Raw genomic sequence first — 16,647 nt, 5'->3', positions numbered from 1 at the left:
ACAGGAACGGCAGTCTCGGACCAAAAGAAAAGGCGGCTCGCCAGGGAGCCGCCTTTTGGCGTTGCTTACCAGCGATACCGCAAGCTGGCCTTGATGGAGCGCTGGTAGCCGAACCAGCACCACGATTCGCCGGAGCACGACGCGATGTACTCCTTGTCGAACAGGTTCTGCACGTTCAGCGCCACCTGCATGCCCTTGAGCGCGGGCGAGGCGCGGCCCAGGTCGTAGTCCAGCATCAGGTCCACCAGCGTGACCTTCGGCACCTTCAGCGTGTTGGCCTCGTTGGCATACGACGATCCGATGTAGCGCACGCCACCACCAACGCCCAGGCCGGCCAGCGGCCCTTCCTGAAGCTGGTAGCGCGCCCACGCCGACGCTTGCTGCGACGGCAGCGCGGCCGGAGTCTTGCCGGTCAGGTCGAAGCCGGCCGCATTCGGGTAGGCCTTGGTGTACTCGTTGTTCATGATCGAGTACGCGGCAATCAGCGACAGTCCGCGCATCGGCTCGGTCTTGGCTTCGAGCTCGATGCCCTGCGTGCGCAGTTCACCCGCCTGGATCGAGCAGCGGCCGCCGGCCGTGCCGCACACGTGCGTCGGATCCGGATCGGTGGTCGTCATGTTCTCGCGGCGGATGTCGAACGCCGCGAACGTCAGCAACGTGGCCGAACCCGGCGGCTGGTACTTGATGCCCACCTCGTACTGCTTGCCCTCGATCGGCTTGAACGGCGTGTTGTTCCAGCCCGTGCCCGACTGCGGCTCGAAGGATTCCGAATAGCTGAAGTACGGCGCGACGCCATTGTCGAAGTTGTAGATGGCGCCGATCCGGCCCGAAAAGGCTTCTGCGTTCAGCTTGGACGGGGTGACACGGCCGGAAGCGATGGCGGTCGTTTCACCCACGTTGCGCGACCAGTCGTAGCGCCCGCCCAAGAGGAACGACAGGCGGTCGATCTTGATCTGGTCCTGAAAGTACACGCCCGTCTGGTACTGCGTGGTAGACGCGTCGCTGGAGAACGCCGGAACCGGAATGTTCTGGAAGTTGTCCGGGTTCTTCACGTACAGCGGGGGGGCCGAGCCAAAGCCCGACAGCGTGTCGGTCTTGACGTGCTGATAGTCGAAGCCCACCAGCACGTTGTGGCCGATCTTGCCCGTGTTGAACCGCGCCTGCAGGTTGTTGTCGATCGTCAGCGCGCCAACGTCCACGTCCGTCGCGATGGAGGCGCGCTGGTGATACAGGTAGGTCGGGTCGGTGTATCCGTAGTAGTTGGTCATCGCGCCGTAGACGCTGCGGTACTTGGCGTCCGAATGCGTCCAGCGCAGGCTTTGCGACGCCTTGAAGGTGTCGTTGAAGCGATGGTCCAGGATGTAGCCCAGCGAATAGCTCTTGCGGTCGCTCTTTTCGAAATTGGCGTCGCCATCGTAGTAATCGGCCGGCAGACGGAAACCGTCGGGCGCGCGCAGCAGCGTGCGCATCGCCGGCACGGCGCCGTACGAGCCCATGTCGGGATCGTGCTGGAAGTTGGTCAGGATGGTCAGCGACGTGTCCGCATTGGGTTTGTACGCGAACGCCGGCGACACGAAGTAGCGGCGCTCCTTGGTGTCCTGAACCTGGCCGTCAGACATGTAGCCCGAACCCACCAGGCGGTACAGGTATTTGCCCTCTTCGTCGATGGGGCCGCCGAAGTCGAAGTTGGCGCGGCGGAAGTCGTAGTTGCCGACCTGCAGCTCCACTTCGCGCAGCGGCTCTTCCAGCGGACGCTTGCTGACCTGGTTCACCACGCCGCCCGGACCGCCCTGCCCGTACATCACCGACGCCGGGCCCTTCAGGACGTCGACGCGCTCGAGGCGGAAGGCGTCGACCTGCGGCAGCGCATCGCGGCCGCCAAATACGCGCAGCCCATCCAAATACGTCGAGGCCGAGAAACCGCGCACGTTGAACTGGTCCAGGCGGGTCGCCGTGGCGCCGCGCGATTCGGTGGCAACGCCCGCCGTGTAGCGCAGCACCTGGTTCAGCGTCTGCGCGCCCTGCTCGGTGATCTGTTCGCGCGTGACCACGGACACCGACTGCGGCGTCTCGATCAGCGGGATGTCGGTCTTGGTGGCGCTGGCGCTGGCGGTGGCCACATAGCCCACCGTGGGCGCAAAGGCGCTGTCCGACATGCCCGTCACCGTCACCGGCGCGAGCGTGTGCGTGTCGCCCGTGGAGACCGGCGCGGGCGCCAGCGTCCAGGTGTTGCCCGACTGCGCGCGCGCCTGCAGGCCGCTGCCCGCCAGGATGCGCGAGAAGCCCGCGCCCACCGTGTAAGAACCATTCAACCCATCCGAATGCCGGCCGCGCACCAGCGCGGGGTCGAACGACAGCACCACCCCGGCGCTGCGCGCGAACTGGGTCAGCGCGTCGGCCAGCGGCCCTGCGGGAATCTGGTAGCTGCGCTGGCCATTGGCGGTGGCTTGCGCACCTGCGGCAGGCGCCGGCTGCGCCCAAGCCGCCGGCGCACCGGCAAACAGCGCCCCGGCGCAGGTCGCGGCCAGCACAGCTTTACGGCCGGCGGTCATCGGTGTGCGCAGGCGCGGGTGGATTGAAGCGGACACAAACATCTCCCTGTACGGTGGTTTCTTTCTGCTTTCCGTACGGGGATGCAAAACCTGCAATGCGCCGGCAAGAAAATTTGTAACTCAGGCGCCGCTGGGGCCAACCTGCAGCCAGTACTGCGTGCGGCGCGTCACTGCGATGGGCAATGTGTGTTCCAGGGCCTTGAGCGCGCGCTCGGCGTCGTCCAGCGGAAACACCCCCGACAGCCGCAATGCCGCCACCGCAGGATCGACGCGGATCACGCCCACCCGCTGGCGCGCCAGGTGCTCGGCAAAATCGTCCAGCCGCCACTCCTTGGCCACCACCATCCCGTCCACCCACGCCAGGCGATCCGGGTCCGACGCGCCGCGGCGGACCTCGCCATCGTCGGCGTAGGCAAGCCGTTCACCGGCGCTCACTTGCGTCAGCACGCCCTGGCGCAGCAGCGCGACGGTGCCTTCATATACGCCCACGCGCGAACCCTCCCCCGTGCGCCGCAGGTCAAACCGCGCGCGCTCGGCCCGCAATTCGCCGTAGCCGGTATCCACGCGCAGCGCCTGCACGCCGGGGCGCGGCTCGGCCTGCACCAGCATCTCGCCACGCAGGAGATCGATGTCGCGCGCGCTGCCGCTGACATTGACGCGCACCGCGGTATCGCTGTTCAACGTAACGCGCAGCCCGTCCGCCAGCGCCAGCGCACGGCGCTCGCCCACGCCGGTGCTGTAGTCGGCGACCAGCCGTTGCCACGGGGCATGGCGGTAGCCCGCCCACCCGGTGGCAGCGATGCCCGCGCCGGCCAGCAGACAGCGCAACGCGGCGCGCCGGCCGTGCGAGGCAGGCGCATTCAGCGCCGTGTGCGCCAGGGCCGCCGGCACGCGGCGCGCATTGCGGCCGATGTCCTGCAGCCGATCCCACGCCACGCGGTGCGCGGGGTCCTGGGCCAACCAGGCCCGGCAGGATTCGTGGTCGCGCGCATCGTCAATGCCCGATTGCAGGCGCGCCCACCACGCGATGGCCTCGCGCACCACGGCATCGGACGGGCGGGCGTCCACAGGCGCGCCCTTGGCCGCGTCAGGCATGGATCGCGGCATAGCAGGCGGACATCGCGCGCACCATGTACTGCTGCACCGAACTCAACGACACATCGAGGCGTTCGGCGATCTCCGGATACGTCAGGCCATCAAGCTGCGACAAGAGGAAGGCCGCGCGGGCCTTGGGCGGCAGCCCGTCCAGCAGGCGATCCAGCTGAACCAGCGCCTGCAGTTGCTCGGCCTGCGCCTCGGGCGATGGCGCATAGGATTCGGGAACGGTGGCCAGATAGGCCAGATACGCATGCTCCAGCGCGGCATGGCGCTGGTGATCGACCACCAGGCCTTTTGCAATGGTGGTGAGCAGCGCGCGCGCCTCGCTGGCGCGCACCTGCTTGCGGCCCTGGATCACCCGGACAAAGACGTCCTGGGCCAGGTCTTCCGCGCGGTGTTCGCAACCCAGCTTGCGGCGCAGCCACCCGAACAGCCACGGGCGGTGATCGCGATACAGGCCATCGACAGGCGCGACCTGGGCGTCGACGCACGGGGCCGATGAGGAAAGCAAGGTGGAAGACACGGTTGAGACTGCGGCGCTGAACCAAAAGTCCCAAAATCTTAATTGATAATGACTTGCATTAACAATGATTGCGCCCACCCGGCCCTCGAAATGAGGACCGGATGAGGCTTTACTACAACGTCACGGCCAACCGGCGTTCGGATTCCAGGTATTCGCGCGACTGCATTTCCAGAATGCGCGACACCGTCCGGTGGAACTCGTTGGCCAGCGCGCCTTCCGTGTAGATCTCTTCAGGTTCGCACTCGGCCGACATGATGAGCTTGACGCGGTGGTCGTAGAACACGTCGATCAGCCAGGTGAAGCGGCGCGCCTCGGACGCCTGGCGCGGCCCCATGCGCGGCACGCCCGACAGGATCACGGCATGGAAGCGGTTGGCCAGTTCCAGGTAGTCGTTCTGCGAACGCGGACCGCCGCACAGCGTGGCAAAGTCGAACCACACGACCGACCCGCCCAGCGCCAGCGCACGGATCTCGCGGTGCTCGATGTGCAGCACCGGATCCTGCGGCGGCGTATCCGCCAATGCATCGAAGGCCGCCTGCAGCGCCTTCTGCGCGTTCTCGTCCAGCGGCGTGTGATAGCTCTGCACCTGCTCCAGCGAGCGGCGGCGGTAATCAATACCCGCATCCACGTTCATGACATCCATGCGCGACTGGATCAGCGCGATGGCGGGCAGCACGCGGTCGCGGTGCAGACCATCGGTGTACAGCGTGGACGGTTCGTAGTTGGACGTCATCACGAAGGACGTGCCGTATTCGAACAGCTTGAGCAGCAGGCGGTGCAGGATCATCGCGTCCGCCACATCGGACACGTGGAATTCGTCAAAGCAGATCAGCCGGTAACGCTTGGCCACGCGCTTGGCGACCTCGTCCAGCGGATCCTGCATGCCCTTCACTTCCTCGAGTTCGCGGTGCACGCCGCGCATGAACTCGTGAAAGTGCAGACGCGTCTTGCGCACGACGGGCACGGTGGCATAGAAGGCGTCCATCAGGAAGCTCTTGCCGCGGCCCACGCCGCCCCAGAGGTACACGCCGCGCGGCACGTCGGGACGGTTCAGCAGCTTTTTCAGCGCATTCGAGCGCATCGACTTGAACTTGACCCATTCGTCGTAATAGCGCTGCAAGCGGTCGATCGCCTTCTTCTGCGCGTCGTCGGGCTTGTAGCCGCGTTCGGCCAATGCGTGTTCGTAGTAGTCGCTGACATTCATAGGGGAACCGGATCAAGCTGAAGGGAGTAAAGAAAAGGGCGGGTCCTGGAACCCGCCCCCGGTCTTGCAGAAGTCAGACGCGGCTTAGAAGTTCAGCGCGCGCTTGTCCACGGCCAGAGCGGCTTCCTTCACGGCTTCCGACAGGGTCGGGTGCGCGTGGCAGATGCGGGCGATGTCTTCGGCGGCGCCGCGGAATTCCATGATGGTCACGGCTTCCGAGATCAGTTCCGAGGCCATCGGGCCCACGATGTGCACGCCCAGGACTTCGTCGGTCTTGGCATCGGCGATCACCTTGGCAAAGCCGGTGGTGTCGCCCAGCGCGCGGGCGCGGCCGTTGGCCAGGAACGGGAAGCTGCCGGCCTTGTACTCGCGGCCTTCGGCCTTGAGCTGCTGCTCGGTCTTGCCGACCCAGGCGATTTCCGGCGAGGTGTAGATGACCCACGGCACGGTGTCGAAGTTGACGTGACCGTGTTGGCCGGCGATACGCTCGGCAACCGCCACGCCTTCTTCTTCGGCCTTGTGCGCCAGCATCGGGCCACGCACCACGTCGCCCACTGCCCAGACGTTCGGCAGGTTGGTCTTGCAGTCGCCGTCGACGGCCACGAAGCCGCGCTCGTCCAGCTTCAGGCCCACGGCGTCGGCGTTCAGGCCGCCGGTGTAGGGCACGCGGCCGATCGAGACGATCAGCTTGTCCACGACCAGCTTCTGCTCGGCGCCCTTGGCGTCGACGTAGGGCACGGTCACCGACTTGGCGGTCGCCTTGATCTCACCGATCTTGACGCCCATCTGGATGTTCAGGCCTTGCTTGGTGAAAGCCTTGAGGGCTTCCTTGGCCACTTGCCCGTCGGCGGCAGCCAGGAATTCCGGCATCGCTTCCAGGATCGTGACTTCGGAACCCAGGCGGCGCCACACGCTGCCCATTTCCAGGCCGATCACGCCGGCGCCGATGACGCCCAGCGTCTTGGGCACGGCGCCGATGTTCAGTGCGCCGTCGTTGGACAGCACGACCTTTTCGTCGAACGGCAGGCCGGGCAGTTCACGCGCCGACGAGCCGGTGGCGACCACGACGTGCTTGGCAACCAGGTCTTCCTCGGCGGTGCCGGTGACCTTGATGGCCCAGCCGCCTTCCACCTGGCCGCTGAACGCGCCCTTGCCGTGGAAGAACGTGACCTTGTTCTTCTTGAACAGGTACAGGATGCCGTCGTTGTTCTGCTTGACCACCGTGTTCTTGCGGCCGATCAGCGTGTCGAGCTTCAGGCTGACGCCCTTGACTTCGATGCCGTGCTCGGCGAAGTGGTGGTTGGCTTGTTCGAAGTGTTCGGACGATTGCAGCAGCGCCTTGGACGGGATGCAGCCGACGTTGGTGCAGGTGCCGCCGGGAGCCGGGCCGCCTTGGCCGTTTTGCCAAGCGTCGATGCAAGCGACCGACATGCCGAGCTGCGCGGCGCGGATGGCGGCGATGTAGCCGCCGGGGCCTGCGCCGATCACGACGACGTCAAATTGTTTGGACATAGTGTTCTCGCGAATGAGGGATGAAGAAGCGCACTTCCTGCCCAGCGCAGTCGGGCTGCGGGCCGGCGGGGAGCCGGCCCGGGCGCCGCGCGACCAGCAGGTCGGGCGCGGCGCCGGTCAGGGGCGTCGAGATTACAGGTCCAGCAACAGGCGCTGCGGATCTTCCAGGGCGTCCTTCATGGCGACCAGGCCCAGCACGGCTTCGCGGCCGTCGATGATGCGGTGGTCGTAGGACAGGGCCAGGTAGTTCATCGGGCGGATGACGATCTGGCCGTTTTCGACGACGGCGCGATCCTTGGTGGCGTGCACGCCCAGGATGGCCGATTGCGGCGGGTTGATGATCGGGGTCGACAGCATCGAGCCGAACACGCCACCGTTGGAGATCGAGAACGTGCCGCCGGTCATTTCTTCAATGCCCAGCTTGCCGTCAGCAGCGCGGCGGCCGAAGTCGGCGATGGTCTTTTCGATGTCGGCGATGGACAGCTGGTCGGCGTTGCGCAGGATCGGCACCACCAGGCCACGCGGGCTGCCGACAGCGATACCGATGTCGAAGTAGCCGTGGTAGATGATGTCCTTGCCGTCGATCGAGGCGTTGATCAGCGGGTACTTCTTCAGCGCGGCAACCGCGGCCTTGACGAAGAACGACATGAAGCCCAGCTTGATGCCGTGTTCCTTTTCGAACTTGTCCTTGTACTTGGCGCGCAGGTCGATCACGGCCTGCATGTTGACTTCGTTGAACGTCGTCAGGATGGCGTTTTCTTGCTGCGATTGCAGCAGGCGCTCGGCGATGCGGGCACGCAGGCGGCTCATCGGCACGCGCTGTTCCGGACGGCCGTCCAGCGACAGCGTGGTCGGGGCGGGCGCGGCGGCGGCCTTGGCCGGTGCGGCCTTGGCGGGAGCGGCGCTGGCGGCCAGGGCGTCGCCCTTGGTCACGCGGCCGTCACGGCCCGAACCCGCCACGGAAGCGGCGTCAACGCCCTTCTCGGCCAGGATCTTCGAGGCGGCGGGCGAAGCGACGCCGGCGGCGGCCGTCGAGGCCGGTGCGGCAGCGGCGGGCGCGGGAGCAGCAGCGGCTTGCTCGGCGGCCTTCGGGGCTTCAGCCGGCGCGGTGGCGGCGGCGCCAGCCTTGGCGGCGGTGTCGATGCGGGCCAGCACTTCGCCCGAGGTCACGGTGCTGCCATCGCCCTTGACGATTTCGGCCAGCACGCCCGAGGCGGGGGCCGGCACTTCCAGCACGACCTTGTCGGTTTCGACTTCGATCAGGATTTCGTCGGCTTCAACGGCAGCGCCCGGCTGCTTCTTCCAGGTCAGCAGGGTCGCTTCGGAAACGGATTCGGAAAGTTGGGGAACGACGACGTCGGTAATAGCCATTTTGTTTATTCCGTAGAGAGTATGTTCTTGTCACGCGGCGCGGCAAGGTTCGAAACGGGGTTCCGGAACGCTTGCCGCCCGCGGCGCGTGCATCAAGTAAAGGTTACTTCGTCAACATGACCTTGAACTTGGGCGCGAAGGCCGTTTCGATCAGGGCCTTCTGCTGCTCCTGGTGCTTGGCCAGGTAGCCCACGGCCGGCGATGCCGACGCGGCACGGCCTGCGTAGCCAAGCTTCTGGCCTTCGACCATGTTCTCGTACACGTGATGCTGAACGTAGAACCAGGCGCCTTGGTTCTGGGGTTCGTCCTGCACCCAGATCACTTCGGTTGCCTTGGGGTACTTGCGCAGTTCGGCTTCGAACGACTTGTGCGCAAACGGATACAGCTGCTCGACGCGGATGATGGCGACGTTGTCGGCGCCACGCTCGCGGCGGGCGTTGACCAGGTCGTAGTACACCTTGCCCGAGCAAGCCAGCACGCGCTTGACCTTGCTGGCGTCGATGCCCTCGTCGACCTCGCCGATGACCGGGCGGAAGCTGCCGCCGGCCAGATCGGTCAGGGGCGAACCGGCGTCCTTGTTGCGCAGCAGCGACTTCGGCGTGAACAGCACCAGCGGCTTGCGGAACGGACGGATCATCTGGCGGCGCAGAACATGGAAGATCTGCGAAGCCGAGGTCGGCTGAATCACTTGCATGTTGTTGTCGGCGCACAGCTGCAGGAAGCGCTCGATGCGGCCCGACGAGTGCTCGGGACCCTGGCCTTCGTAGCCGTGCGGCAGCATCAGCGTCAGGCCCGACTGGCGGCCCCACTTGGCTTCGCCGGAGCTGATGAACTGGTCGATCACGACCTGGGCGCCGTTGACGAAGTCGCCGAACTGGCCTTCCCAGATGACGAGCGTGTTGGGCTCGGCGCTGGAGAAGCCGTACTCAAAGCCCAGCACAGCCTCTTCGGACAGCACGGAGTCGATGACGGTGAACGGGGCCTGGCCTTCCGACACGTTCTGCAGCGGAATGTAGGTGCCGTCGTTCCAGCGTTCGCGGTTCTGGTCGTGCAGCACGGCATGGCGGTGCGTGAACGTGCCGCGGCCCGAATCCTGGCCGGTGATGCGGATGGCGTAGCCCGAGGAAACCAGGGTCGCGAAGGCGAGGTGCTCGCCCATGCCCCAGTCCAGGTTCATTTCGCCCTTGGCCATCGTGCGACGGTCGTTCAGCAGCTTGGCGACCAGCGGGTGCACCGTGAAGCCTTCCGGCACGGTGGTGATGCGTTCGCCGATGCGCTTGAGTTCAGCCAGCGGCACGGCGGTGTCGGCCTGGTCGGTCCACTTGGCGCCCAGGAACGGCGACCAGTCGATCGCGTACTTGCTCTTGTAGTCGGTCAGCACCGGTTCGATGGTGCGCTGGCCGTCTTCCATGAGCTGACGGTAGTCCTTGACCAGCTGATCGGCTTCGCCGTCGGCCAGCACGCCTTGCGTGGTCAGCTTGTCGGCGTACAGCTTGCGCGTGCCGGGGTGGTGGCCGATGCGCTTGTACATCAGGGGCTGCGTCAGCGACGGGGTGTCCTGCTCGTTGTGGCCCAGCTTGCGGAAGCAGACGATGTCCACGACGACGTCGTGGCGGAACTGCAGACGGTAGTCCAGCGCCAGCTTGGTGACGAACACCACGGCTTCGGGATCGTCGCCGTTGACGTGGAACACCGGGGCTTCGATCATCTTGACCACGTCGGTGCAATACAGCGTCGAACGCGAGTCACGCGGGTCGGACGTGGTGAAGCCGATCTGGTTGTTGATGACGATGTGCAGCGTGCCGCCCGTACCGTAGCCGCGCGTCTGCGCCAGGTTCAGGGTTTCCATCACGACGCCCTGGCCGGCAAAGGCCGCGTCGCCGTGCACCAGCACCGGCAGCACTTGCTTGCCTTCGGTATCGCCGCGGCGTTCCTGGCGGGCGCGTGCGCTGCCTTCGACGACGGGGTTGACGATTTCAAGGTGCGACGGGTTGAACGCCAGCGACAGGTGGACGGGGCCGCCGCGCGTGGACAGGTCGCTCGAGAAGCCGTTGTGGTACTTCACGTCGCCGTCGGTCAGGCCTTCGGCGTGCTTGCCTTCGAACTCGGCGAACAGGTCGCCGGGCATCTTGCCCATGATGTTCACGAGCAGGTTCAGGCGGCCGCGGTGGGCCATGCCGACCACGATTTCCTGGACGCCGTTTTCACCGGCGTGGTTGACCACTTCGTCCATCGAGGCGATGAAGCTTTCGCCGCCTTCCAGCGAGAAGCGCTTCTGGCCGACGTACTTGGTGTGCAGGAAGCGTTCCAGGCCTTCGGACTCAGTCAGCTGCTGAAGGATGTGGCGCTTTTCTTCCGCGGTGTACGTGGGCGCGCCCAGCGTGGTTTCCAGGCGTTCCTGGATCCAGCGCTTGGCGGCGGGGTCGGAGATGTGGGTGAATTCTGCACCGATGCTGCGGCAGTAGGTGTCGCGCAGCGCCTTCAGGATGTCGCGCAGCGTCATCGTGCTGGCGGTCGTGAAGTAGGTGTTGGTGGCCGAGTACGTCTGGTCCAGATCGGCTTCGGTCAGGCCGTAGAAGGCGGGATCGAGCTCGGGGATCGGCGGACGTTCCTGGCGCTTGAGCGGATCGAGGTCGGCCCAGCGCGAACCCAGCGAACGGTAGGCGGCAATCAGCGATTGCACCGAAACCTGCTTGCTGGCCACGCTCAGGTCGGGTTCGGCGCAGCGTTGCACGAAGGCATTGGCCTTGGCGCGCTGGGCGAACGATTCGACGATGGGAGCGTGGGCCTGGTCGCGAGTGGATTCCTGGCCGTCGGTTGCGGGAGCGTGCTGCAATTGGTCGAAATATTCGCGCCAGTTGTCAGGTACCGAACCGGGGTTATCGAGGTAGGCTTCGTAAAGCTCCTCGACATACGGGGCATTACCCCCAAAGAGGTAAGACGTGGATAGAGATTCTATTTCCGAAGACATATCGCTTCACCTTTACGAGTGCTTCACTCGAGACGATGCAGGAAAACCTTCCGCGACACGGGCTTCCCGTTAGGCGGATAGCAGGGGCAGAAGGCGCGTACAAGCCTTGAAAGCCTATGGTCGAGAAGTATAACCCTTTGAGTTTATGGGCGTCTTCCTGCATTTCTGTGACGCAAAAGGCCTTTCGGAATGCTGTCATGCGGCAACGGAATGTCCGTCCAACCCCTTCTATCGCGCCGTCTACGCGCCACCAAAATCCGTCAATGCAAAATGCGGCAGCGCGTCATTTCAAATAACAGAAAAGATGAGTGTTGCGTTTACGCGTCGTCAAACCGGCAGCGCGGTGGTCGACATGATCTCTTTGAGCACGAAAAAAGTACGAATCTGGCGTACGCCGGGCAGCTTGATGATCTCGCCCGCATGCAGCTTGTTGAAGCGTTCCAGGTCCCGGATACGCAACATCAGGAAATAGTCGAATTCGCCCGCCACCAGATGGCATTCCAGGCAACCGCTGATGCCCTTGGCCGCTTCCTCGAAGTCTGTGAATGAATCGGGCGTCGAGCGATCCAGCACCACGCCAACGATGACCAGCGTGGCCATGTCGACGTCAGCGGGCTCCAGCAACGCGACCGTCTTTCGGATGACGCCTTCGCTCTTCAGCCGTTCCACGCGCCGCAGGCACGCTGCCGGGCTCAGATGCACGCGGGCGCTCAAGTCCAGATTGGTGATCTGCGCATCGTCCTGAAGAATGCGCAGGATCTGGCGGTCGATGCGGTCCAGCGTGAAAACGGCGGTCATGGATAGCGTCCCTAAAAATTTAATTTCGCCGGTCTTTTTGTTTTGCAAATATTAGATCGATTAATCGGGATAAACGACCTTTCGATTTGGCGGATTAAAAAAATACGCAATTGACCCCTCAACCCCATGATTTCTATGATTTTTGCGAACCCCGCCGCAACGCCGGGCCCGCCAGAATCACCAGGAGCCACCATGGATCTGCAACGTTTTCCCCGTCATCGCCTGACCTTTGGCGATACCCCGATCGAAAAGCTGGAGCGCTTGTCGCAGCACCTGGGCGGCAAGGTCGAGATCTACGCCAAGCGTGAGGACTGCAACAGCGGCCTCGCCTTCGGCGGCAACAAGCTGCGCAAGCTCGAATACCTGATTCCGCAGGCGCTGGAACAAGGCTGCGACACGCTCGTCACGATTGGCGGCATCCAGTCCAATCACACGCGGATGGTCGCGGCGGTGGCCGCCAAACTGGGGTTGGCCTGCGTGCTGGTCCAGGAGAACTGGGTGGACTATTCCGATGCGGTCTACGACCGCGTCGGCAACATCATGATGAGCCGCCTCATGGGTGCGGACGTGCGGCTGGTCGATCAGGGCTTTGACATCGGCTTTCGCCGCAGTTGGGAAGAGGCGCTGGAAGAAGTGAAACGCCGCGGCGGCAAGCCCTATGCGATTCCGGCGGGCGCGTCCGATCACGAATTAGGCGGGCTGGGCTATGTAGGCTTTGCCGAAGAAGTGCGCCGCCAGGAAGCCGAGCTGGGATTCAAATTCGACTACATCGTCGTGTGCGCGGTCACGGGCAGCACGCAGGCCGGCATGGTGGTGGGCTTTGCGGCCGACGGCCGCGCCGATCGCGTCATCGGCATCGATGCGTCCGCCACGCCGGACCAGACCCGCGCGCAGGTCCTGCGCATCGCGCGGCGCACCGCCGACCTCGTCGGCTTGGACAAGCCCATCGAAGACAAGGACGTGGTGCTGGACACGCGCTACGCCTATCCCGCGTATGGCCTGCCCTCAGCCGAAACCAACGATGCCATCCGCACGTGCGCTCGGCTGGAAGGCATGATGACCGACCCCGTGTACGAAGGAAAATCCATGCAGGGAATGATGGACATCATCCGCAAAGGCGAAATTCCCGCCGGCTCGAAGGTCCTGTATGCGCACCTGGGAGGGGTGCCGGCGATCAACGCCTACAGCTTTCTCTACCGCAACGGATAGCGGCGGATTCGGCGTCACGGGGTGGCCTTGCGGGGACTTGCGTTGACATTGCAGCCCTGCCCGCCCGCCATGGGAAACCCATGGCGGCGCGCCGCTGCCGCCACGATCAGCGTCGCCGCCAGCAACAGCACCAGCGCGGGCGCAAAGGCGGCGACGCCCACGCCTTCGAGCAGGAGGCCGCCGATGACGCCGCCGCCCGCGATCGCCAGATTCCAGGCCGTGACCAGCATCGACTGCGCCACATCGGCCGACTCGCCCGCGGTCTTGGCCAGTGCCGTCTGGAACAGCGTCGGCGCCCCGCCAAACGCCAGGCCCCATGCCGCCACCGCCGTGGTCACCACGGCCGGATCATTGCCGCTGATGCCCAGGACCAATGCCGACAACGCGAACAGCACCGTGCTGGCCAGCGTCATCGCGCGCAGGTGGCTGTCGATGAGAACGCCGATGACCCAGAGCCCGATCAACGACGACAGACCGAACACCAGCAACATCACGTCCGTGCGGTCCTCCATGCCGCGCGCCGCCAGGAACGGCGCGATGTAGGTATAGAGAATGTTGTGCGCCAGGACGAATGCAAACACCACGAACAGCACCGCGCGCACGCCCGGCAGGGTGAAGACGCGGCGCAGCGGCGCGCGCTTGCCCGCAGCCTGGCCCGCAAAGTCCGGCACCTGGATGCGCACCCACGCCATCAGGATCAGCGCCAGCGCGCTCATGATGCCGAAACACCAGCGCCATCCCACCACGTTGCCCAGGAAGGTGCCCGCCGGCACGCCCAGCGACAACGCCAACGGCGTGCCCACCATCGCGATGGCAATGGCCCGCCCTTTCTGATGCTCCGGCACCATGCGCGCAGCATAGCCCGCGGCCAGCGCCCACAGCAGCCCGGCGGACACGCCGGCGACGAAACGCGCCGCCATCGTCAGCACATAGCTGGCGGACACCGTCGTGATGGTGTTGGCGATGACGAAGCCGGCGATCGCGACCAGCAGCAACGGGCGGCGGCGCACGCCTCGCGTCGCGGCGGTCAACGGTATCGCCGCCACCAGCGAACCGATCGCGTAGATCGTCACCAGCTGTCCGGCCATCGCTTCGGAAATAGCCAGCCCCGCGCTGATCTGCGGCAACAGGCCGGCCGGCAGGGCTTCCGTCAGGATCGTGACGAAACCGGCCAGCGCCAGGGCCAGCAGTGCTGCAATGGGAAGACGCGCCTCGCGCGCGCCGGGGCCGGAGGCCGCCGCCTGATTACCTGCCATGTTCTGCCTTTTGATTGGCCGGCGGCGGGTGGAAATCCCCGACGCCGGCACGTGTTGTGGGAAGGCAGCCATGTTGGCGGCAAGTGCGGTCCGGGACAATAATGCCGGTGTTCAAAACATATCGGACAAATTGTCCTGAATCGCATCATGGTTGAATCGCTCAGTGCCATTGCCGCCTTTGTGCAAGCCGCCGAAATGCGCAGTTATTCCGAAGCCGCCCGCCATCTGGGCGTGTCGGCGTCGGCGGTGGGCAAGAGCGTCTGCCGGCTTGAAACACGCCTGGGCGTGCGCCTGCTCCATCGCAGCACGCGCAGCATCACCTTGACCGCCGAAGGCGCCGTTTTCCTGGAACGTTGCCGGCGCATCCTGTGCGAGCTCGAGTCCGCCGAACTCGAACTCTCCGAAACGCGCCAGGCGCCGCAAGGCCGATTGCGCATCAGCCTTCCGCTCGTCGGCATGCTGGTCATGCCGGCGTTGACCGCGTTCATGCACCGCTATCCCGCGATCGAACTGGACGTGGATTTTTCAGATCGTCTGGTAGACGTCATCAACGAAGGCTTCGACATCGTGATGCGCACGGGCGAGCCGACGGACTCGCGGCTGGTGTCGCGCCCGGTCGGCAACTATCGTTTGCTGCTTGTCGCCGCGCCGGGTTATCTGGCCAGCCGCGGCACGCCGCGCGGTCCGGCCGACCTGCAGCATCACGCCTGCCTGCAGCACCGATTCCCCAGCATCGGCAAGCTTGAACCGTGGCCGCTGAAGCGCGACGCAGGCATGCCCGAATGGACAGTGCCCGCGTCGATGGTGTGCAACACGTCCGCGGCCCTCCTGGATGTGGCAGTCGCAGGCCTGGGCATCGCGTGCCTGCCCGATTTTCTGGTGCGGCCTGCCTTGCAGCGTGGCGAACTGGTTTCGGTGCTGGACGCCCATGTCGAACACCAAGGCACATTCCGGCTGCTGTGGGCGTCCAGCAAGCATCTGGCGCCCAAGCTACGGGTATTTATCGACTTCATGGGCGAGGAATTGTTCAAGGAGCGCGACGCCGCGCCAGTATGAGAACCGCGGCGTAGGGCATTCGCCGATGGCCGGCGGCTGGTATTTGATGTACATACTTTGTATACATGATTAGACCCGCGTCTTCACGCGACCGATCATCCCCCTTCCTGCGACCGCCGATGCCCCTCTACGACACCACGCTGCCCTACCCCCGCGACCTCGTCGGCTACGGACGCAATCCGCCGCACGCGCAGTGGCCGGGCAACGCGCGGATCGCCGTGCAGTTCGTGCTGAACTACGAAGAAGGCGGCGAGAACAGCGTGCTGCATGGCGACGCTGGCTCCGAGCAGTTCCTGTCCGAGATGTTCAACCCCGCCAGCTATCCGGACCGGCATCTCAGCATGGAAAGCATCTACGAATACGGGTCACGAGCGGGCGTGTGGCGCATCCTGCGCGAATTCGATAAGCGGCAACTGCCGCTGACGGTGTTCGGCGTGGGCATGGCCCTGCAACGCCACCCCGACCTGACGGCTGCCTTCGTGGAACTGGGCCATGAGATCGCCTGCCACGGCTGGCGCTGGGTCCATTACCAGGACGTGGACGAAGCCACCGAACGCGAGCACATGCGGCTGGCCATCGACGCCATCACCACGCTGACCGGCACGCGCCCGCTGGGCTGGTACACCGGACGCGACAGCCCGCGCACGCGCAGGCTGGTCGCCGACGACGGCGGATTCGAATACGACAGCGATTACTACGGCGACGACCTGCCCTTCTGGATGCAGGTCCGCAAGACCGATGGCTCGACCGCGCCGCAGCTCATCGTGCCCTACACGCTGGACTGCAACGACATGCGCTTTGCGCTGCCGCAGGGCTATTCGCACGCCGATCCCTTCTTCCAGTACCTGAAAGACAGCTTCGACGCGCTCTATGCCGAAGGCACCGAGGCGCCAAAGATGCTCAGCATCGGCATGCACTGCCGCCTGCTGGGCCGCCCCGGACGCATCGTCGCCCTGCAACGCTTTCTGGATCACATCGCACGCCACGACCGCGTCTGGATCTGCCGCCGGCTGGACATTGCGCGTCACTGGAAAGCCACGCACCCCTACACCCCCGACCGTTGAACAGGACGACCATGACCAACAATCTGAACGATC

Annotated in this window: 12 protein-coding genes; 3 read left to right on the top strand and 9 right to left on the bottom strand. The window is 65.1% G+C overall.

Features of this window, described 5'->3' with window-relative positions; translation table 11 throughout:
• Positions 1 to 65: 65 nt before the first annotated feature.
• The 8 genes from AB3147_RS07085 to AB3147_RS07050 form a co-directional block, all read right to left on the bottom strand.
• Positions 66 to 2,594, bottom strand: coding sequence for a TonB-dependent siderophore receptor (locus AB3147_RS07085; protein ID WP_367351631.1), 2,529 nt, complete (start codon positions 2,592 to 2,594; stop codon positions 66 to 68).
• A 78-nt stretch (positions 2,595 to 2,672) separates the two neighbouring features.
• Positions 2,673 to 3,647 (bottom strand): FecR domain-containing protein, encoded by a 975-nt coding sequence (locus AB3147_RS07080; RefSeq protein WP_367351630.1) that lies wholly within the window; start codon positions 3,645 to 3,647, stop codon positions 2,673 to 2,675.
• Positions 3,640 to 4,173 (bottom strand): sigma-70 family RNA polymerase sigma factor, encoded by a 534-nt coding sequence (locus AB3147_RS07075; RefSeq protein ID WP_175122878.1) that lies wholly within the window; start codon positions 4,171 to 4,173, stop codon positions 3,640 to 3,642. The genes AB3147_RS07080 and AB3147_RS07075 overlap by 8 nt, the downstream gene beginning before the upstream one ends.
• 112 nt (positions 4,174 to 4,285) lie before the next feature.
• Positions 4,286 to 5,377, bottom strand: coding sequence for a cell division protein ZapE (gene zapE / locus AB3147_RS07070; RefSeq protein ID WP_105237867.1), 1,092 nt, complete (start codon positions 5,375 to 5,377; stop codon positions 4,286 to 4,288).
• An 84-nt stretch (positions 5,378 to 5,461) separates the two neighbouring features.
• Entirely contained in the window at positions 5,462 to 6,889 is a 1,428-nt protein-coding gene (gene lpdA / locus AB3147_RS07065) for a dihydrolipoyl dehydrogenase (protein WP_056567795.1), read from the bottom strand.
• Positions 6,890 to 7,021: 132 nt separating this feature from the next.
• A complete protein-coding gene (gene odhB, locus AB3147_RS07060) occupies positions 7,022 to 8,260 on the bottom strand; it encodes a 2-oxoglutarate dehydrogenase complex dihydrolipoyllysine-residue succinyltransferase (protein ID WP_175122879.1) in 1,239 nt (412 codons plus the stop codon).
• A 103-nt stretch (positions 8,261 to 8,363) separates the two neighbouring features.
• Entirely contained in the window at positions 8,364 to 11,231 is a 2,868-nt protein-coding gene (locus tag AB3147_RS07055) for a 2-oxoglutarate dehydrogenase E1 component (protein ID WP_367351629.1), read from the bottom strand.
• 327 nt (positions 11,232 to 11,558) lie between these two features.
• Positions 11,559 to 12,029, bottom strand: a complete 471-nt coding sequence (locus AB3147_RS07050; protein ID WP_056567804.1) for an Lrp/AsnC family transcriptional regulator — start codon at positions 12,027 to 12,029, stop codon at positions 11,559 to 11,561.
• A 192-nt stretch (positions 12,030 to 12,221) separates the two neighbouring features.
• Between AB3147_RS07050 and AB3147_RS07045 the strand changes: the two genes are divergently transcribed.
• The gene (locus tag AB3147_RS07045; protein WP_279971649.1) at positions 12,222 to 13,238 is read left to right on the top strand and encodes a 1-aminocyclopropane-1-carboxylate deaminase; all 1,017 of its coding nucleotides are present in this window, start codon (positions 12,222 to 12,224) and stop codon (positions 13,236 to 13,238) included.
• A 14-nt stretch (positions 13,239 to 13,252) separates the two neighbouring features.
• Here AB3147_RS07045 and AB3147_RS07040 read toward each other — a convergent pair whose 3' ends face one another.
• On the bottom strand, positions 13,253 to 14,494 hold the full coding sequence (locus AB3147_RS07040; RefSeq protein ID WP_367351628.1) for an MFS transporter: 1,242 nt from the start codon (positions 14,492 to 14,494) through the stop codon (positions 13,253 to 13,255).
• 147 nt (positions 14,495 to 14,641) lie between these two features.
• On the opposite strand from AB3147_RS07040, the gene AB3147_RS07035 reads away from it, so the two are divergent.
• Together AB3147_RS07035 and puuE are read left to right on the top strand one after the other, a co-directional pair.
• The gene (locus AB3147_RS07035; protein WP_367351627.1) at positions 14,642 to 15,550 is read left to right on the top strand and encodes a LysR family transcriptional regulator; all 909 of its coding nucleotides are present in this window, start codon (positions 14,642 to 14,644) and stop codon (positions 15,548 to 15,550) included.
• Positions 15,551 to 15,669: 119 nt separating this feature from the next.
• The gene (gene puuE, locus AB3147_RS07030) at positions 15,670 to 16,614 is read left to right on the top strand and encodes an allantoinase PuuE (RefSeq protein WP_367351626.1); all 945 of its coding nucleotides are present in this window, start codon (positions 15,670 to 15,672) and stop codon (positions 16,612 to 16,614) included.
• The last annotated feature ends 33 nt before the right edge of the window (positions 16,615 to 16,647 follow it).

The organism is Achromobacter animicus (assembly GCF_040775605.1).
Classification (GTDB): Bacteria; Pseudomonadota; Gammaproteobacteria; order Burkholderiales; family Burkholderiaceae_B; genus Achromobacter; species Achromobacter animicus.
The sequence above is the reverse complement of the archived record's forward strand: the minus strand, read 5'-3'. Positions and strand labels throughout refer to the sequence as shown.